At 60.8% G+C, this 18039-nt stretch carries 17 protein-coding genes; 4 read left to right on the top strand and 13 right to left on the bottom strand.

What is annotated here, in order from left to right; translation table 11 throughout:
* Positions 1-403: 403 nt before the first annotated feature.
* Positions 404-976 (top strand): phosphonate metabolism protein/1,5-bisphosphokinase (PRPP-forming) PhnN, encoded by a 573-nt coding sequence (gene phnN, locus GIV35_RS25895; protein ID WP_223024325.1) that lies wholly within the window; start codon positions 404-406, stop codon positions 974-976.
* 261 nt (positions 977-1237) lie between these two features.
* Here phnN and GIV35_RS25900 read toward each other — a convergent pair whose 3' ends face one another.
* The 9 genes from GIV35_RS25900 to gcl all read right to left on the bottom strand — a co-directional run bounded on the left by GIV35_RS25900 (position 1238) and on the right by gcl (position 12026).
* Positions 1238-2443, bottom strand: a complete 1206-nt coding sequence (locus tag GIV35_RS25900) for an MFS transporter (RefSeq protein ID WP_236265504.1) — start codon at positions 2441-2443, stop codon at positions 1238-1240.
* Positions 2444-2694: 251 nt separating this feature from the next.
* Complete coding sequence (locus GIV35_RS25905; protein WP_236265502.1) at positions 2695-3696, bottom strand: sulfate ABC transporter substrate-binding protein; 1002 nt, start codon at positions 3694-3696, stop codon at positions 2695-2697.
* 94 nt (positions 3697-3790) lie between these two features.
* Positions 3791-4615: an ion transporter gene (locus GIV35_RS25910; RefSeq protein WP_236265500.1), complete on the bottom strand. Its 825-nt coding sequence runs from the start codon at positions 4613-4615 to the stop codon at positions 3791-3793.
* Between the two features lie 31 nt (positions 4616-4646).
* A complete protein-coding gene (locus GIV35_RS25915; RefSeq protein ID WP_236265498.1) occupies positions 4647-5522 on the bottom strand; it encodes an urea transporter in 876 nt (291 codons plus the stop codon).
* Between the two features lie 131 nt (positions 5523-5653).
* The gene (pyk, locus tag GIV35_RS25920; RefSeq protein WP_236265496.1) at positions 5654-7069 is read right to left on the bottom strand and encodes a pyruvate kinase; all 1416 of its coding nucleotides are present in this window, start codon (positions 7067-7069) and stop codon (positions 5654-5656) included.
* Entirely contained in the window at positions 7059-8339 is a 1281-nt protein-coding gene (locus GIV35_RS25925) for a glycerate kinase type-2 family protein (protein WP_202691391.1), read from the bottom strand. The genes pyk and GIV35_RS25925 overlap by 11 nt, the downstream gene beginning before the upstream one ends.
* 99 nt (positions 8340-8438) lie before the next feature.
* A complete protein-coding gene (locus GIV35_RS25930) occupies positions 8439-9329 on the bottom strand; it encodes a 2-hydroxy-3-oxopropionate reductase (RefSeq protein ID WP_236265493.1) in 891 nt (296 codons plus the stop codon).
* Positions 9330-9457: 128 nt separating this feature from the next.
* Complete coding sequence (gene hyi / locus GIV35_RS25935; protein WP_014717718.1) at positions 9458-10240, bottom strand: hydroxypyruvate isomerase; 783 nt, start codon at positions 10238-10240, stop codon at positions 9458-9460.
* Between the two features lie 10 nt (positions 10241-10250).
* The gene (gene gcl, locus GIV35_RS25940; protein WP_003189987.1) at positions 10251-12026 is read right to left on the bottom strand and encodes a glyoxylate carboligase; all 1776 of its coding nucleotides are present in this window, start codon (positions 12024-12026) and stop codon (positions 10251-10253) included.
* A gap of 256 nt (positions 12027-12282) precedes the next feature.
* Between gcl and GIV35_RS25945 the strand changes: the two genes are divergently transcribed.
* Entirely contained in the window at positions 12283-12723 is a 441-nt protein-coding gene (locus tag GIV35_RS25945; protein ID WP_020302584.1) for a GlcG/HbpS family heme-binding protein, read from the top strand.
* Between the two features lie 131 nt (positions 12724-12854).
* Here GIV35_RS25945 and GIV35_RS25950 read toward each other — a convergent pair whose 3' ends face one another.
* Complete coding sequence (locus tag GIV35_RS25950) at positions 12855-13313, bottom strand: REP-associated tyrosine transposase (RefSeq protein ID WP_186608068.1); 459 nt, start codon at positions 13311-13313, stop codon at positions 12855-12857.
* Between the two features lie 203 nt (positions 13314-13516).
* On the bottom strand, positions 13517-14122 hold the full coding sequence (locus GIV35_RS25955; protein WP_213154047.1) for a TetR/AcrR family transcriptional regulator: 606 nt from the start codon (positions 14120-14122) through the stop codon (positions 13517-13519).
* Positions 14123-14256: 134 nt separating this feature from the next.
* Between GIV35_RS25955 and GIV35_RS25960 the strand changes: the two genes are divergently transcribed.
* Positions 14257-15171 carry a DUF808 domain-containing protein gene (locus GIV35_RS25960; RefSeq protein ID WP_105226281.1) on the top strand — a complete coding sequence of 305 codons (915 nt, stop codon included), beginning with the start codon at positions 14257-14259 and terminating at the stop codon, positions 15169-15171.
* 55 nt (positions 15172-15226) lie between these two features.
* On the opposite strand, the gene GIV35_RS25965 is transcribed toward GIV35_RS25960, so the two are convergent.
* Both GIV35_RS25965 and GIV35_RS25970 read right to left on the bottom strand, forming a co-directional pair.
* A complete protein-coding gene (locus GIV35_RS25965; protein WP_054898378.1) occupies positions 15227-16015 on the bottom strand; it encodes an MlaA family lipoprotein in 789 nt (262 codons plus the stop codon).
* Positions 16008-17306: a serine protein kinase PrkA gene (locus GIV35_RS25970; RefSeq protein WP_003189995.1), complete on the bottom strand. Its 1299-nt coding sequence runs from the start codon at positions 17304-17306 to the stop codon at positions 16008-16010. The genes GIV35_RS25965 and GIV35_RS25970 overlap by 8 nt, the downstream gene beginning before the upstream one ends.
* 234 nt (positions 17307-17540) lie before the next feature.
* On the opposite strand from GIV35_RS25970, the gene GIV35_RS25975 reads away from it, so the two are divergent.
* On the top strand, positions 17541-17909 hold the full coding sequence (locus GIV35_RS25975) for a hypothetical protein (RefSeq protein WP_200648837.1): 369 nt from the start codon (positions 17541-17543) through the stop codon (positions 17907-17909).
* The last annotated feature ends 130 nt before the right edge of the window (positions 17910-18039 follow it).

Genomic DNA, 18039 nt, shown 5'->3' on the forward strand with positions numbered 1-18039 from the left:
GACAGAATCGGTAACTGTGGCGAGGGAGCTTGCTCCCGCTGGGGCGCGAAGCGGCCCCAAAAATGGGACTGCTACGCAGTCCAGCGGGAGCAAGCTCCCTCGCCACAAGTCACTGGTTGTCTGCTCTCGCTCTTAACTGACTGGCATTAGGCCTGAGGGTCGCCTTTTTCATGGCTTTCAAACGCACTGTGTAGATCACGGTAGGGCCAAGCAATTAAAGCCCGGTGTATGCGCCGAATGCGCAGTGCGCTGTAGTGATGTGGCGATTGCTGGCCTGGCGTGGGAAGGATTGCTAGGTATACTTTCCTGCGGCTACTACGACGCGGCTCCCCGGTTGCAAACCAGGCGCTGCGCAGTGGTCCCGGGGATGCACCTGTGTGGGGACAAGCGAAGAGGGTTTTTAATGGCAGGCAGGTTGATCTATCTCATCGGGCCATCGGGTTCGGGCAAAGACAGTCTGCTGGATGCCGCACGCCCACGTCTGGTTGAGCGTGGGTGCCGCATGGTGCGACGGGTGATCACTCGGTCCGCGGAGGCGGTGGGCGAAGCGGCGCAAGGTGTGAGCCCCGAGCAGTTTGCGGCCATGGAGGCCGAGGGCGCATTTGCCTTGAGCTGGCAGGCTAACGGCTTGTCCTACGGCATCCCCAGGGAAATCGACGATTGGCTGGCCGCGGGGGACGACGTTCTGGTCAACGGTTCCCGTGCGCACCTGGAGCAAACCCGTGAGCGTTATCCGACCTTGCTGGTATTGCTGCTGACGGTGGACCAAGCGGTGCTGCGCCAGCGTCTGATTGCGCGTGGGCGGGAGTCATTGGCGGATATCGAGGAGCGCCTCGCGCGCAATGCGCGGTTCACTGCCGAATTGATTGCCGGTCATGGCGCGGGGTTGTTCGTATTGGATAATTCCGGCCCGTTGGCGCATACCGTCGAGCGCTTGCTGTGTTGCCTGGAGCACGGGCATAGCGTGAGCACCTGACCCAGTCCCCGGTAATGTAGTGCATGGGTAATGCCAGCGCTCAGATAAAACCCGGAGACGGAGCTCATATTTCTCAATACGCACCCATGCCGACTTGTCATTGGGCTCAACATCAAAGATGGCGGTTATCTCTAACGACTTGACCGGGCACCTTTGAGGGTCGCCATTGTTTGACGCAACGCGGGGCGGGACTCACTCAATGATTGATTAAGTCCCGCCCCTTTGTGCGTTGTGAAAAGTTTTTATGAGCCTAAGGAACCGTCAGGACGCTTGGGCAGTGGCCGACGCGGCTTTACGTGACGCACTCAGGAAGCGCAACAAGGCCACCAGCGCAAATGCGCTGCCCACCAGCATGACGGCCAACCAGCCGCCATGTTCATACACGCTGCTGGCAATCGCCGAACCGAACGCACCGCCGATAAAAATGCTGGTCATGTACAGCGCGTTCAGGCGGCTGCGGCTGTTGGCATCGAGGGCGTAGATGGCGCGCTGGCCGAGGACCATATTCATCTGCACGCAGAAGTCCAGAACCACACCGGTGACTGCCAGGCCGATCACGCTGTAGAGCGGGTGTACCAACGCCGGCAGGAAACTCAGCGCGCCAAACAGCATCGCCAGCAGCGAGGCGCGGTGGGTATGGCCGGCATCGGCCAGGCGACCAGCCATGGGCGCGGCGATGGCGCCAAGGGCACCGACCAGGGCAAACAGTGCGATCTCGCTTTGGCTCAGGCCGTGGTTACGTGCCAGTTCCAGCGGTGCGGCGGTCCAGAACAGGCTGAAGGCGGCGAACATGCAACCCTGGTAGAACGCCCGCTGGCGCAACAGCGGTTGCTCACGCAACAGGGTGCCCAGGGAGCGCAGCAACTGGCCATAGCTGGCACTGTGATCGGGTTGGCGCTTGGGAATGGTCAGCATCAGCACCACGCTGATGAACGCCATCAGTGCGGCGGCGGCCATGAACATCGCACGCCAGCCGAAGTGGTCGGCCACCACGCTCGACACCGGCCGTGCCAGCAGGATGCCCAGCAACAGGCCTCCCATGATGCTGCCAACCACCCGGCCCCGGGATTCGGCCGGCGCCAGGTGTGCGGCCAGCGGAATCAGGATCTGCACCGAGACGGAACTGAAACCGATCAGCAGCGACACCAGCAAGAACAGATTCGGCTGTTCGATAAACGCCGCACCCAACAGGCTGGCGATCGCCACGACGGTGGTGGCGATCATCAGCTTGCGGTTTTCCAGCAGGTCGCCCAGAGGCACCAGGAAAAACAGGCCCAGGGCATAGCCGATTTGCGTGAGGGACACGATCAGGCTGGCCATTGCCGGCGTCAGGCCAATGTCCGGGGCAATCAGCTCGATGATCGGTTGCGCATAGTAGATGTTGGCGACGATGGCGCCGCAGCAAAACGCGAACAGCATGACCATGCCCCGAGTCATGGTGCCTGCAGCGTGAGAGGTTGCGTTCATGGTGTACTCATAAAGGCGAAGGACGATGGCGTGAGAGAGTAAAGACAAGGCTCTCAAGTGAGTAGGCTGCTTGTGGTGATATCACTTATGCCGGCTGATGATACATTCAGACACATCTGCCCTACGCAAAAAAGTGGGAGCTGGCTTGCCTGCGATGGCGGTGCACCAGTCACCAGAAATATGACTGATAGAGCGCTTTCGCAGGCAAGCCAGCTCCCACAGGTTTGACCGAGTTGATTCAGTCAGATGGGTTATTGGCCAGAGTAGATCTGGTCAAACACCCCGCCATCATTGAAATGGGTCTTTTGCACTGTGCGCCAGTCGCCGAAGGTCTTCTCCACCGACAGGAAGTCCACCTTGGGGAACCGGTCGGTGTACTTGGCCAGCACCTTCGGGTCCCGTGGGCGCAGATAGTTGTTGGCCGCAATTTCCTGGCCCTCGGGCGACCACAGATACTTGAGGTAGTCCTCGGCCACGACACGGCTGCCTTTTTTCTCGACCACTTTATCCACCACCGACACCGGCGGTTCGGCTTCGGCGGAAACGCTTGGATAGACCACTTCGAACTGATCACGGCCAAACTCGCGGGCAATCATTTCTGCTTCGTTTTCAAAGGTCACCAGCACGTCGCCAATCTGGTTGGTCATGAAGGTGGTGGTGGCGGCGCGGCCACCGGTGTCCAGCACTGGCGCTTGCTTGAACAACTTGCCAACGAAGGTCTTGGCCTTTTCTTCATCGCCGCCGTTCTTCAGCACGTAACCCCAGGCCGACAGATAGGTGTAGCGGCCGTTACCCGAGGTCTTAGGGTTGGGCACGATTACCTGCACGCCGTCCTTGAGCAGGTCGGGCCAGTCCTTCAGGGCCTTGGGGTTACCTTTGCGCACAATAAACACCGTGGCTGAGGTGAATGGCGCACTGTTGTTCGGCAGGCGTGTCACCCAGTTGTCCGGCACCAGCTTGCCGTTGTCGACCAGGGCATTGATATCGGTAGCCATGTTCATCGTGATCACGTCGGCGGGCAGGCCGTCGATCACTGAGCGTGCCTGTTTGCTGGAGCCGCCGAAGGACATCTGCAACGTCAGCTTGTCGTCCGGATGCTCGGCTGCCCAGTGCTTCTGGAAAGCGGCGTTGTAGTCCTTGTAGAAGTCGCGCATCACGTCGTAGGAGACGTTGAGCAGGGTGGTCGCTGCCTGGGCGGAGCCCGCCAAGGCTAGGCCGGCGGCCAGTAGAGAGGCGCTGAGGATTTTTTTCACTGCTCATTCCTTGTTGTTCGAGAAGAGGGGAGGCAATTTGCCAGCGACTATAGCCGGGCCTGCATAGAGCTTTAAAGATTAAAACGAACTTTGCTTATTCCAGTTTGCGAAACAGATTGCTGCCACAGCGCGCGCAAAACGCGGCGTTGGGTTCATGGCTGTCCTTCTTGCACACTGGGCAGTCGGTATGCAGCTGTTCGCCGCGCATGGCACTGGCCAGTTCAGCGGTAAAAATACCCGTCGGCACGGCGATGATCGAGTAACCGGTGATCATCACCAGCGAAGAAATCACCTGGCCCAGGGGCGTCTTGGGCACGATATCGCCGAAGCCCACGGTGGTCAGGGTGACGATCGCCCAGTAGATGCCCTTGGGAATACTGGTAAAGCCATGTTCCGGGCCTTCGATCACGTACATCAAGGTGCCGAACACCGTCACCAGGGTGCACACGCTGACCAGGAACACCACGATTTTCTGCTTGCTGCCGCGCAGCGCCGCCATCAGGTAGTTGGCCTGCTTGAGATACGGGCTGAGCTTGAGCACGCGGAAGATGCGCAGCATCCGGATGATGCGGATGATCAGCAGATACTGGGCGTCGCTGTAGTACAGCGCGAGGATGCCGGGGACGATGGCGAGCAGGTCCACCAAGCCATAAAAACTGAAGGCATAGCGCAGCGGCTTGGGCGAGCAATACAGGCGCAGGCCGTACTCGATGGCGAAGATCAGCGTGAAGCCCCATTCGATATAGGCCAGCACGTTGGCGTAGTTCTGGTGGATTGTGTCGATGCTGTCGAGCATCACGATCACCAGGCTGGCGAGGATGATCAGCAGCAGGATGCCGTCAAAGCGCCGCCCGGCGACGGTGTCGCTTTGGAACACCATGATGTAGAGGCGCTGGCGCCAGTCGTTGTTGCTGTCCATAAACCCTGCCTGAAACGAATATCGAGCAAGCCTAGGGCGATTCGAACGGGCTGTCCATGTGAGGCTTGTGCAGCATTCGCTGACCGGCGCGCACCAGCCAGCACGCGAGGATAAATGGCGCGGTCAGCGCGGGCAGGTGCAGGCCGCCAAAGCCAGGGGTGAGCAGGATGGCCAGGCCGATACCCAGCAGTGGCAACCAAGGCTGGCGACGCGACGAGCACAGGGCCAGTGCGGCCAGCGCGGGGTTATAGCTGTGCAGGCCGAGCAGGGCGCCAGTGGGGTCGTTCAACCACAGGCCGGCCAGCATGCCGAGAGTGGCGCCGCCCAAGGCCCACGCGACGGCGCGACGGTCGGCCAGCAGCAAGCCCAGGGCGATCAGCACACCCGCCAGGGGCTGGTCCAACAGCATGATTTGCCCGAGGCCGGTGAAGGGTGCGGCCAGTACAGCGACAGTGTCGGGCTCGCTCAGCGCAAGGGTGTTCTGCGGGACCTGGCCGAGCAGCAACCAGCCCAGGCCAACAAAGGGGGCGGTGTACGCTGGCAAATCCAGGGGTTGGGTCGCGTGTTTCAACCAGTGCCGAGTGAGGATGGCACTCACGCCGCCGCACGCCAGGATCAGCGGCGGCACCAGCGCCGACCAGGCAAAGTGCTGGCTGATCAACAGGCCCAGCAATACGCCGTTGTAGCTATACAGCCCGGCCTGGCGCTCGGCCTTGGGATACCCCCGGCGCTGGGCCGTGAGCAACCCTGCGACGCCCCCCAGCAAGGCACCGCCAAGCAAGGCCGGGGCACCGATCAGGATCGCCAGCAGGCACAGCAGGCCGCACAGCGGGTGGCGCTGCAGGAAGATTTGGCTGAAGCCGTTGAGCAGGGCTTCGGCCCAGTCGGGGCAGGTTGGGTTGTGCATTGGGGTTGAGTCAATAAGACCGAGTTGCCCTCATCGCAGGCAAGCCAGCTCCCACATTTGATTGATGTTCGACATGCAAACTCGATCAAAGGTGGGAGCCGGGCTTGCCCGCGATGAGGCCCTGACAGGCGCTAAATCAGCGTCTCTATACGCAGCGAATTGGTGGACCCCGGCTGCCCGAACGGCACCCCTGCGGTAATCACCAAGGTATCGCCACGCTGCGCCATGCCCTGGGCCTGGGCAATTTCCAGTGCGGTGGAACACACCTCATCCACCTGGCGCAGCCGATCATTGACCACCGAGTGCACGCCCCACGCCACGCTCAGGCGTCGCGCCGTGGACAGGTTGGGTGTGAGGTTGAGGATCGGCGCCACGGGCCGCTCCCGCGCCGCGCGCAAGCTGGAACTGCCGGACTCGCTGTAGTTCACCAGCACCGCCACCGGCAGGATGCTGCTGATGCGGCGGATCGCGCAGCTGATGGCGTCCGACACCGTGGCATCTGCCTTGGGCCGGCTGACATCCAGCTGTGCCTGGTAGTCAGGGCCGTTTTCCACCTGGCGGATGATCTTGCTCATCATCTGCACCGCTTCCAGCGGGTACTCGCCCGAGGCGGTTTCCGCCGACAGCATCACCGCGTCGGCGCCTTCAGCCACCGCGTTGGCGACATCGGTGACTTCGGCGCGGGTGGGTGCCGGCGAGAAACGCATGGATTCGAGCATCTGCGTGGCCACCACCACCGGCTTACCCAGTTGGCGGCAGGTGCTGATGATGTCTTTCTGGATCTGCGGCACGCTCTCGGCCGGCACTTCCACGCCCAAATCACCCCGGGCCACCATGATCGCGTCACTCAGTTCGGCGATTTCACGCAACCGTTGCACCGCCGAAGGCTTTTCGATCTTGGCCATCAAAAACGCTTTATCGCCGATCAGCTCGCGGGCTTCGCGGATGTCTTCCGGGCGCTGCACAAACGACAGCGCCACCCAGTCCACACCCAGCTCCAGGCCGAAGCTCAGGTCGCGGCGGTCCTTGGCGGTGAGTGGGCTCAGTTCCAACAGCGCTTGTGGGACGTTCACACCTTTGCGGTCAGACAGTTCGCCGCCATTGAGCACGGTGGTGTCGATGGCGTCGGCATGCTTGGTGATCACGCGCAGGCGCAGCTTGCCGTCGTCGAGCAGCAGGTCCATGCCCGGCTCCAGGGCCGCGATGATTTCCGGGTGGGGCAGGTTGACCCGGCGTTGGTCGCCCAAGGTTTCATCCAGGTCCAGGCGCAGGGCCTGGCCGCGTACGAGCTGCACCTTGCCCTCGGCAAAGCGTCCCATCCGCAGCTTCGGCCCTTGCAGGTCCATGAGGATACCGAGCGGGTAGTTGAGCTGGCGCTCGACCTGGCGAATCCACTGGTAGCGCTGGGCATGGTCGGCGTGGTCGCCGTGGCTGAAGTTGAGGCGGAAGATATTTACCCCGGCCTCCACCAGCTCGCGGATGTCGTCGATACCGTCGGTGGCCGGGCCCAGGGTGGCGAGGATTTTGACCTTCTTGTCAGGCGTCATGGTTGGCAGTCTCGAGGATCAGGATGGCGCGGAAGTCGTTGACGTTGGTGCGCGTCGGCTCGGTGACGATCAAGTCGCCCAGGGCGGCGAAATAGCCGTAGCCGTTGTTGTTGTCCAGCTCATCACTGGCCGACAGGCCCAGGGCTTCGGCACGGCGGTAGCTGCAGGGGGTCATGATCGCGCCGGCGTTGTCTTCTGAACCGTCGATGCCATCGGTATCGCCGGCCAGGGCGTACACGCCGGGCAGGCCCTTGAGGCTGTCGGTGAGGCTGAGCAGGAATTCCGCATTGCGCCCGCCACGGCCGTTGCCGCGTACGGTGACGGTGGTTTCGCCCCCCGAAAGGATCACGCACGGTGCCGCCAGTGGCTGGCCGTGCTGCACGATCTGCCGGGCGATGCCGGCGTGTACCTTGGCCACATCGCGGGCTTCGCCTTCCAGATCACCGAGGATCAGCGGGCTGAAACCGGCCTGGCGCACTTTTACTGCTACCGCTTCCAGGGATTGCTGCGGGCGGGCGATCAATTGGAAGTGGCTGCGGGCAAGCACCGGGTCGCCGGGCTTGACGGTTTCCGAGGCCGGGTTCTGCAACCAACTGCGCACCGAAGCGGGGGCGTCGATGTGGTAACGCTTGAGGATCGCCAGGGCCTGTTGCGAGGTGCTCGGGTCGCCGACCGTCGGGCCCGAGGCGATCACCGTGGCCTGGTCGCCCGGTACATCGGAGATCGCGTAGGTGTACACCGTGGCCGGCCACGCAGCCTTGGCCAAGCGCCCGCCCTTGATGGCCGAGAGGTGCTTGCGCACGCAATTCATCTCGCCAATGGTGGCGCCGGATTTAAGCAGGGCTTTGTTGATGGCTTGTTTGTCCGCCAGGGTGATGCCCTCGGCGGGCAGGGCGAGTAATGCCGAGCCACCGCCGGAGAGCAGGAAGATCACACGGTCGTCTTCACCCAGATGGCTGATCAGTTCCAGCACGCGCTGGGCCACGGCCAGGCCGGCCGCATCCGGAACCGGGTGGGCGGCTTCGACCACTTCGATTTTTTTGCATGGCGCGCCATGGCCATAGCGGGTGACCACCAGGCCCGAGACTTCGCCCTGCCAACAATCTTCGACGACCAATGCCATGGCGGCCGCGGCTTTACCGGCGCCGATCACGATCACACGGCCACTGCGGTCGGCAGGCAGGTAGGGTTCAAGGACTTGCCGGGGGTGGGCGGCGTCGATGGCTGTGGCAAACAGCTCGCGAAGCAGGTGTTGCGGATCGACCGACATAAGCGGGCTCCCGGGGGATTCTTGTTATTAGAGGTGCAGCGCATTCAAAGGTGGGAGCAGGCAAGCCAGCTCCCACACTGGAGTGCATTTCAAGCTGGGTTATTTATCGCGAATCGAGAAATTCGCCATATGCTCCAGGCCCTTGATCAGCGCCGAGTGGTCCCAGTTGCCGCCGCCAATTGCCGTGCAGGTGCTGAACACTTGCTGGGTGCCGGCGGTGTTCGGCAGGTTGATCCCCAGTTCCTTGGCGCCGGCCAGGGCCAGGTTCAGGTCCTTCTGGTGCAGGTTGATACGGAAGCCCGGATCGAAGGTGCCCTTGATCATGCGCTCGCCGTGCACTTCCAGGATCTTGGACGATGCAAAGCCACCCATCAGCGCTTCCCGCACCTTGGCCGGGTCGGCGCCGTTTTTGGAGGCGAACAACAACGCTTCGGCCACCGCCTGGATGTTCAGGGCAACGATGATCTGGTTGGCCACCTTGGCGGTCTGGCCATCGCCATTGCCGCCTACCAGGGTGATGTTTTTGCCCATGCTCTGGAACAGCGGCAGCGCGCGTTCGAACGTCTGCGGTTCGCCACCGACCATAATGCTCAAGGTGCCGGCCTTGGCACCGACTTCACCACCGGACACCGGGGCGTCCAGGTACTGCGCGCCGGCCTGGTTGACCTTGGCGGCGAATGCTTTGGTGGCAGTAGGGGAGATCGAGCTCATGTCGATCACCACCTTGTTCGGCGACAGGCCCGCAGCCACGCCGTCGGCGCGAAACAGCACGTCATCGACTTGAGGGGTGTCGGGCACCATGATAATGATGAACTCGGCTTCCTGGGCCACTTGTTGCGGGTTGGCCAGCGCCACGGCGCCGGCGCTGATCAGTTCAGCTGGAGCCTTGCCGTGATGTTCGGAGAGAAACAGTTGATGGCCTGCTTTCTGCAGGTTGGCGGCCATGGGTTGGCCCATGATGCCGGTGCCGATAAATCCGATTTTAGCCATGATCAAAATCCTCTTTTCATGTGGGAGCTGGCTTGCCTGCGATGGCATCACCCCCGTATGCCTGATACACCGAGGTGTCCGCATCGCAGGCAAGCCAGCTCCCACATTATTTTGTGTTGTGTCAGTTGTCAGATGGCGTTGTGGGTTTTGAGCCAACCCAAGCCCGCCTCGGTAGTGGTCAACGGCTTGTATTCACAGCCGACCCAACCCGCGTAACCAATGCGGTCCAGATGCTCGAACAGGAAGCGGTAGTTGATCTCACCGGTACCTGGTTCGTTGCGCCCAGGGTTATCCGCCAGTTGAATGTGGTTGATCTCGCCCAGGTGCGCCGCCATGGTCCGCGCCAGGTCGCCTTCCATGATTTGCATGTGGTAGATGTCGTATTGCAGGAACAGATTGGCGCTGCCCACTTGCTCGCGAATCGACAGGGCCTGCGCCGTGTTGTTGAGGTAGAAGCCGGGAATGTCGCGGGTGTTGATCATCTCCATCACCAGCTTGATACCCGCCGCCTGCAGCTTCTCGGCGGCGTACTTGAGGTTGGCGACAAAGGTCTTTTCCACGGTCTCGTCATCAACGCCCTGGGGCCGGATACCCGCCAGGCAGTTGACCTGGGTGTTGCCCAAGACCTGAGCATAGGCGATTGCCAGTTTGACCCCGGCACGGAACTCCTCGACCCGGTCCGGGTGGCAAGCCAGGCCGCGCTCGCCCTTGGCCCAGTCACCGGCAGGCAGGTTGAACAACACCTGGGTCAGGCCGTTGGCGTCCAACTGCGCCTTGATGTCGGCAGAGCTGAATTCATACGGGAACAGGTACTCCACGCCCTGGAAACCGGCATCGGCAGCCGCTTTGAAGCGGGCAAGGAAATCCTGTTCGGTAAACAACATGGACAGGTTGGCAGCAAAGCGCGGCATAGGGGTCTCCTTAATCGAGCAGGGAAATGGCAGTCGGCGCATCGTTGCCGACCAGGGCCAGGTCTTCGAATTCATTGACGGCGTTGATCTCGGTGCCCATGGAAATATTGGTCACCCGTTCCAGAATAATCTCAACGATCACCGGCACCTTGAATTCTTCGATCATCTCTTGGGCGCGGCGCAAGGCCGGTTGGATCTGGCCTGGCTCGAACACACGCAGGGCCTTGCAGCCCAAGCCCTCGGCAACCGCCACATGGTCGACGCCATAGCCGTTGAGTTCGGGGGCGTTGAGGTTGTCGAAGGACAGCTGCACGCAGTAGTCCATCTCGAACCCACGCTGGGCCTGGCGGATCAGGCCCAGGTAAGAGTTGTTCACTACCACATGGATGTACGGCAGCTTGAACTGTGCGCCCACCGCCAGTTCTTCGATCATGAACTGGAAGTCATAGTCGCCCGACAAGGCCACCACTTTGCGGCTCGGGTCGGCCTTGACCACGCCCAGCGCCGCGGGAATGGTCCAGCCCAGTGGGCCAGCCTGGCCGCAGTTGATCCAGTGGCGGGGCTTGTATACATGCAAGAATTGCGCGCCGGCAATCTGCGACAGGCCGATGGTGCTGACGTAGCAGGTGTCTTTGCCGAACACCTGGTTCATCTCTTCGTAAACGCGTTGCGGCTTGACCGGCACGTTGTCGAAGTGAGTCTTGCGGTGCAGGGTGGCCTTGCGTTGTTGGCAGTCATGCAACCAGGCACTGCGATCCTTGAGCTTGCCGGCGGCTTTCCACTCGCGGGCCACTTCAATGAACATCGTCAGCGCGGAGCCGGCGTCGGAAACGATGCCCAGGTCCGGCGTGAACACGCGGCCAATCTGAGTCGGCTCGATGTCGACGTGAATGAATTTACGGCCTTCGGTGTACACCTCTACCGAACCGGTGTGACGGTTGGCCCAGCGGTTGCCGATGCCCAGTACCACGTCCGACTTGAGCATCGTCGCGTTGCCGTAGCGGTGCGAGGTTTGCAGGCCAACCATGCCCACCATCAGCGGATGGTCGTCCGGGATAGTGCCCCAGCCCATCAGGGTCGGGATCACCGGGATGCCGGTCAGCTCAGCGAACTCCACCAGCAACTCGCTGGCGTCGGCGTTGATCACGCCGCCACCGCTCACCAGCAATGGGCGTTCGGCTGCGTCGAGCAGAGCCAGGGCTTTTTCCACTTGCACACGGGTCGCCAGCGGCTTGGCCAGAGGCAGCGGCTGGTAGGCGTCGATGTCGAACTCGATCTCGGCCATCTGTACGTCGAACGGCAGGTCGATCAACACCGGGCCGGGGCGGCCGGAGCGCATTTCATAGAAGGCCTTCTGGAACGCGTAAGGCACTTGGCCGGGTTCCAGCACCGTGGTTGCCCACTTGGTCACCGGCTTGACGATGCTGGTGATGTCAACGGCCTGGAAGTCTTCCTTGTGCATCCGGGCGCGGGGGGCTTGGCCGGTAATGCACAGGATCGGGATCGAGTCGGCCGAGGCGCTGTACAGGCCGGTGACCATGTCGGTACCCGCCGGGCCCGACGTGCCGATGCACACGCCGATGTTGCCGGCCTTGGTACGGGTGTAGCCCTCGGCCATGTGCGAGGCGCCTTCAACGTGGCGAGCAAGGACGTGATCGATGCCACCCACCTTCTGCAAGGCCGAATACAGCGGGTTGATCGCGGCGCCTGGGATACCGAAGGCGGTATCCACACCTTCACGGCGCATCACCAGGACGGCGGCTTCGATTGCTCTCATTTTGCTCATGGTTTTGGTGCCTCTTGCGTTTTGTAATTGTATACAAGTGGTGTCTATCCAAAGTGTATTCACGGCGAGCGGCGTTGGTCAATGCCTTTCGTAAACTGACCTTTGCGTTCGTCGGAAGCGCTTTTTTCGACGTGTGGAGCTTTTGTTGAAAAATATTGTATACAAAAATAAACATCATTGTGTTCTATTTGTTTGATCGAGCATCTGATCAAACAGACCTCACCGCATTACCCATAACAAGATAAGGACGGCACCCATGAGCGCTTTAACCTTGAAACTCGCCACTCAACTGGCCACCCAGGCCCTTACTGCAGGCCGCACCATTTCGGCTGCGCCACTGACCATCGCCGTGCTCGACAGCGGCGGCCACCTGGTCACCCTGCAACGCGAAGACGGCGCCAGCCTGCTACGCCCGCAAATCGCCATCGGCAAGGCCTGGGGCGCCATTGCCCTGGGCAAGGGTTCACGTTTGCTGGCACTGGACGCCCAACAGCGCCCGGCGTTTATCGCGGCGTTGAACAGCCTGGGGCAGGGCAGCGTCGTGCCGGCGCCGGGTGGGGTGTTGATTCGGGATCAGAGCGGCATGGTGCTGGGCGCGATCGGGATCAGCGGGGATACGTCCGATATTGACGAGCAGTGTGCGATCACGGCGATAGAAGGAGTGGGGTTGATGGCGGATGCGGGGGTGTCGGCTTGATTTGTTCTGACTGTGAGTAAGCTATCGCAGGCAAGCCGGCTCCCACATTGGCGGTGTTCACAAATTCAACTGTGTGAGTGCAATCAGTGTGGGAGCTGGCTTGCCTGCGATGCAGTCGACTCGGTCTCCAGTCAAACCCAAATGGCATCCCACAGCGGATAGTCACCAAACTTCTTTACCAGCCCGGCCCTGAGTGGATTGGCTACGATGTAACGTGCAATCCCCTCAAGGCTTTCCTCTCGACGCACGGCATGGTCATGAAAGCCCGGTTGCCAGAGGCGACCTTGGCGACCAGCCACCGCATTCACCACTCGGGTGCTCTTGGATTTAACTTGTCGCATCAAGTCGGCAAGCGAACCTTTCTCCAGAGAAACAAGCCAATGGAAATGATCAGGCATTACCACCCAGGCCAATGATGTTGCGAGCCCTTTATATTGGGCGATCCTGAATTGTTGTACGACCAGGCGGCCGAGTCTGAAGTCGCTGAAGATGGGCTCGCGTTCAAGGGTGTTGGTGGTGAGCAGGTAAATGCGGTTGGACTCGTTATAGCGGCCGATGCGCAGGCGTTTTGAAGCAGGTAAATCAGGCATTCCGTGGCCTCTCTTCAGGTGGTGTTCTGAGAGGCTAGACTGAGGGGCGAAGGCTGATCGGCGGGCTTTTAGCAGGATGTGTCTGGATGGGCGCTATCGCGGGCAAGCCCGCTCCCACAGGGGATTGTGACCATTTTACATTTTGTGTCCGGCGCAAATCCGGGTGGAAGCTGGCTTGCCTGCGATAGCCTCGCCGCGGTCTATCAATCCGGCTCACACCCCTTGAGCACCAACCGAATAATCGTCTGCGCCGCCGCCTCATAATCGGATTCATCCAGCTTGGCCTTGCCGGTTACCGCCGAGATCTGCCAGTCGAAATCGGCATAGGTCTGGGTGGCTGCCCAGATGCTGAACATAAGGTGGTTGGGGTCAATCGTGGCGATCAGGCCACGGTCAACCCAGCTCTGGATGCAATCGATATTGTGCTTGGCCTGAGCATTGAGCTGCTCAACCTGGTCGGCGCTCAGGTGTGGGGCGCCGTGCATGATTTCGCTGGCGAACACCTTGGAAGCGAACGGCAGGTCGCGGGAGATGCGGATTTTGGAGCGGATGTAGTTGCTCAATACTTCCTTGGGCTCGCCTTCGGGGTTGAACGGCGTGGAGGCGGCCAGGATCGGCTCGATAATGCTTTCGAGCACTTCGCGGTAAAGGTTGTCCTTGGACTTGAAGTAGTAATAGACGTTGGGCTTGGGCAGCCCGGCCTTGGCGGCGATGTCGCTGGTTTTGGTCGCGGCGAAGCCCTTGTCGGCAAACTCCTCGCTCGCCGCCCGCAGGATTTTTTCTTTGTTGCGCTCGCGAATGCTGCTCATAAACCAGACGTTTCCTTGCCATGACAGGCGGTTGCGCATGGTAGCACCGGCCATCTGCAAGCCTCAACAATCTGCCCGCAACGCCTTGCGCCGCGCTATGCTCGCGCCATCTCTCTCTAACGGAAGTCCGGTTCATGGCAGGAAGCAGCTTGTTGGTGTTGATTGACGATATCGCGGCGGTACTCGATGACGTCGCGCTGATGACAAAAATGGCCGCCAAGAAGACATCGGGCGTGCTGGGCGATGACCTTGCACTGAACGCCCAGCAGGTCTCCGGCGTGCGCGCCGAGCGAGAAATCCCGGTGGTGTGGGCGGTGGCCAAGGGCTCGTTTATCAACAAGCTGATCCTGGTGCCGACGGCCCTGTTGATCAGCGCCTTTGCACCCTGGGCGGTGATACCGCTGTTGATGCTCGGCGGCGCCTACCTGTGTTTCGAGGGCTTCGAAAAGCTCGCGCACAAATTCCTGCACAGCAAGGCTGAAGATCAAGCCGAACACGCACAGTTGGCTGAAGCTGTGGCCGACCCGGCAACCGATCTGGTGGCGTTCGAGAAAGACAAGATCAAGGGCGCGATCCGTACCGACTTTATTCTTTCCGCCGAAATCATTGCCATCACCCTCGGCATCGTCGCCGACGCGCAGCTCACGCAGCAGGTGATCGTGCTGTCGGGTATCGCCATTGTCATGACCATCGGCGTATATGGATTGGTGGCCGGTATCGTCAAGCTCGACGACCTGGGGCTGTGGCTGACGCAGAAGCCGGGCCAGGTGGCGCGCAGTATTGGCGGCGCGATTCTGAGTGCGGCCCCCTACATGATGAAGAGCTTGTCGGTGATTGGCACGGCGGCGATGTTCATGGTCGGTGGCGGCATCCTCACCCATGGCGTGCCCGTGGTGCATCACTGGGTCGAAACCGTGAGCCAGAGCACCGGCGCGTTGGCGTGGCTGATGCCAACGCTGCTCAATGCGGTGGCGGGGATCATCGCCGGCGCCGTTGTTCTGGCAGTGGTCAGCGTGGTGGGCAAGGGCTGGAAAGCGCTGCGAGGGTGAAACGGCAGGCATAAAAAAGGCCATTCAATCGAATGGCCTTTTTTGTCGCTGCGGTTTACTCGGCAATCTGCAACTTGCGCGATTCGGTGTAGATATACCGCACCTTCTCATACTCGAACGGCGAGTTCATCTGGCCGTAGCGGAAGCTGGTCTGGTAGCGCTTGTCCACGGCGCGCAGGGCCCAGACTTCCGGATGGTTGGAGCTGACTTCGGATACGTTGAGGAAGTTGATCTGCGATTCGGCGCTGTAGTCCACCAGCAGGCCGCCGGTGTCACGCAGGTTCGACGGGCCGAAGATCGGCAGCATCACATAAGCGCCACCCGGTACACCGTAGAAGCCCAGGGTCTGGCCGAAGTCTTCGCTCTGGCGCGGCAGGCCCATGGCGGTGGCCGGGTCCCACAGGCCGGCGATGCCAATGGTGGTGTTGACCAGCAGGCGCCCGGTGGTTTCCAGGGAGCGGTGGCCCTTGAGTTGCAACAAGCTGTTCATCAGGTTGGGCACATCGCCCAAATTGTTGAAGAAGTTGCTCACGCCGGTGCGCAGGAAGCTCGGCGTGACGTAGCGGTAACCGTTCACCACCGGCAGGAACACCCACTGGTCGAAGCGATAGTTGAAGTGGTACACGCGGCGGTTCCACGACTCCAGTGGGTCGTAGACGTTGAGCGCGGTGAGCGTGGAGCGTTCGAACTCACGCTGGTCCAAGCCTGGGTTGAACTTGAGCTTGGTCAGCGGCTCCTTGAAGCCGTCGGCATCGACCTTGACGGGTTCTTGGGCCTTGCTGTTGTCGGCATTGGCCACGCCTGCGCACATCAGTGCGGCGAGCAGCAGAAGATATTTAGCCACGGAAGAACTCCAGCATGGCGTCGGCGTTGACGCGGTAATTGAGGTTGCCGCAGTGGCCGCCCAGCGGGTAGACGGTCAAGCGATCGCCGAAGGTTTTACGCAGGAAACCCAGGTCGCCAGGGCCGAGGATCACATCGTCGGCGTTATGCATCACGGCGATTTTCGGGCTGTCGCGCAGGTAGTCCTTGAGGGCGTACAAGCTGACCTGATCGATCAGTTGCAGCAGGCTGCCGCCATCGGAACGAGCGCGCCACATCGGGATCACTTGTTCGGTGAGGTAGCAGTCGAAGTCACACTGCAGGGCACGCTTGAGGAACGGCGTGAGGCTGGTGCCTTCGGTGATCGGGTACTTGGGCGGAATGATCAGGCCACGGCGGTTGATCAAGTCCGAAGTGAACGCAATGTCAGCGGCCGAGAAGCGGAACGAGGTGCCGATCAGCATGGCCATCTGTTCATTGCTCAGGTGCTGCTTGGACTGCTGGAAGTCATAGAGCAAGGCATCGTTGAGGTCGATGTAGCCTTTTTGCTGGAAGTAACGCGTCAGTTTGCTCAGCACCAACTCATAGAAGGTGGTGCTGTTGTTGATGCCCTTGACCTCGGTCTGTACCAGCTTGTCGAGGTTGGTGATCGAGGTGTAGAGGTTGACCGGCGGGTTGAGCAGCAGCACTTTCTTGAAGTTGAAGCTGCGGCGGGTCTCATCCAGCTTGCTGACAAACGCCGCATCCAGGGCGCCCAGGCTGTAGCCGGTGAGGTAGAAGTCGGTCACTGGCAACGAGGCGTTCTGCGCGCGTACGGCTTGCATCACGCGGTACATGTCTTCGGCGTCTTCCTGGGTGATGCCCGGGGTGGCGAAGCGCGAAGCGGCGCTGATGAAGTCGAAGCTGGTTGGCGAGGAGAGCTGCACCACATGGTAGCCGGCCTGGTAATACAGCTTTTTCAGGTATTCGTTGATGCTGCTGTCAAAGCGTGCACCGGTGCCGGCGATCAGGAAGATCAAAGGCGCAGCACGGTCCTGCTTGGCAATGCGGTAGGTGAGTTTCTTCACCGCCCAGAAATTGTCCGGCAGGCTGAACTCGCGCTCGGGGCGCATCGTCAGGGTGTAGTCGGACTGGTTGATCTCGTCATCTGTCGGCAGGGTTGGCCGCAGATCGGGAGGTGTGGTGGCGATGGTCGCTTCGAACGGGTTGGTCAAAGGGTAGCCATAGCTGGCTTGGTCGATATCGACGGCCAGTGCTGACGCACTCAAAAATAGGCTGCCCAGCAAGGCAGCACAGCGCAAGGAACGGAGCATGACTTAATCCCTAAGAGGAACGGGCTGAATGAAGTTCGCAGGCTATGACCACCGCCTTGTCACCGAAGTGCCAACACTCGGCACGAAAAGTCGGAATTAAACGTCGGAATCGGGGTAATAGTAGCGAGACGATACACTTTGCCATGCATTGTTGAACAGATATCTGCGCGAACACCTTGCTAACGGCCGCCGTGGGATTAAGCTGGGCGCCGTTTTTGCCTATCGGAGTGCCCCATGTCCCGTCGTTTGCCGTTGATCCTGCTGCTTATTGCCCTGCCGTTATGGCTGGCCGCCAGTTATGCCGCACGCTATGGCTTCATGGAGGATGGGCAATGGGTTGGCATCTGCGCTGATGAGGCCAGCCGCTGGGAATGCCAGGTGCGTTCGAACATGGGTTTGATGATTCATTTCAAGCTGCTGGGGTGGGCGGCATTGGTCACCTCGGTGCTGGCGTTTTTCGTGCCTGGGCGTACGGGGTGGGCCCTGGCGGTGCTGGGGATGGTGTTCGGGTTGCCGGCGCTGGCGCTGTACAACACGACGTTTGCGGTGTTTGCGGTGGTGATTGCGGGGTTGCGGTTGGTCAGGAAGCCTCGCGGCGCCTGATGTGGCCTCATCGCAGCATAGGTATCTACATAACTCTGTTAGCTCAACGGTAACCACGATGCGAAGCGAGCCGCTCTTGATCTTGATCTGCTTTTGATCTTAGGCGCCCCGTTAAACCACGCTGGCCGGA

The sequence above is a fragment of the Pseudomonas sp. PA-1-6B genome (genome assembly GCF_021609545.1).
GTDB classification, from domain to species: domain Bacteria; phylum Pseudomonadota; class Gammaproteobacteria; order Pseudomonadales; family Pseudomonadaceae; genus Aquipseudomonas; species Aquipseudomonas fluorescens_BV.

Excerpts from the sequence above, each read along its gene's own strand:
- GIV35_RS25925 (WP_202691391.1), bottom strand. The coding sequence starts at position 8,339 with ATGTCGGTCGATCCGCAACACCTGCTTCGCGAGCTGTTTGCCACAGCC.
- GIV35_RS25950 (WP_186608068.1), bottom strand. The coding sequence starts at position 13,313 with ATGCCTGATTTACCTGCTTCAAAACGCCTGCGCATCGGCCGCTATAAC.
- gcl (WP_003189987.1), bottom strand. The coding sequence starts at position 12,026 with ATGAGCAAAATGAGAGCAATCGAAGCCGCCGTCCTGGTGATGCGCCGT.
- pyk (WP_236265496.1), bottom strand. The coding sequence starts at position 7,069 with ATGACGCCTGACAAGAAGGTCAAAATCCTCGCCACCCTGGGCCCGGCC.
- GIV35_RS25945 (WP_020302584.1), top strand. The coding sequence starts at position 12,283 with ATGAGCGCTTTAACCTTGAAACTCGCCACTCAACTGGCCACCCAGGCC.
- GIV35_RS25910 (WP_236265500.1), bottom strand. The coding sequence starts at position 4,615 with ATGGACAGCAACAACGACTGGCGCCAGCGCCTCTACATCATGGTGTTC.
- GIV35_RS25970 (WP_003189995.1), bottom strand. The coding sequence starts at position 17,306 with ATGCTCCGTTCCTTGCGCTGTGCTGCCTTGCTGGGCAGCCTATTTTTG.
- GIV35_RS25960 (WP_105226281.1), top strand. The coding sequence starts at position 14,257 with ATGGCAGGAAGCAGCTTGTTGGTGTTGATTGACGATATCGCGGCGGTA.
- GIV35_RS25930 (WP_236265493.1), bottom strand. The coding sequence starts at position 9,329 with ATGGCTAAAATCGGATTTATCGGCACCGGCATCATGGGCCAACCCATG.
- GIV35_RS25915 (WP_236265498.1), bottom strand. The coding sequence starts at position 5,522 with ATGCACAACCCAACCTGCCCCGACTGGGCCGAAGCCCTGCTCAACGGC.
- GIV35_RS25900 (WP_236265504.1), bottom strand. The coding sequence starts at position 2,443 with ATGAACGCAACCTCTCACGCTGCAGGCACCATGACTCGGGGCATGGTC.
- GIV35_RS25975 (WP_200648837.1), top strand. The coding sequence starts at position 17,541 with ATGTCCCGTCGTTTGCCGTTGATCCTGCTGCTTATTGCCCTGCCGTTA.
- hyi (WP_014717718.1), bottom strand. The coding sequence starts at position 10,240 with ATGCCGCGCTTTGCTGCCAACCTGTCCATGTTGTTTACCGAACAGGAT.
- GIV35_RS25955 (WP_213154047.1), bottom strand. The coding sequence starts at position 14,122 with ATGAGCAGCATTCGCGAGCGCAACAAAGAAAAAATCCTGCGGGCGGCG.
- phnN (WP_223024325.1), top strand. The coding sequence starts at position 404 with ATGGCAGGCAGGTTGATCTATCTCATCGGGCCATCGGGTTCGGGCAAA.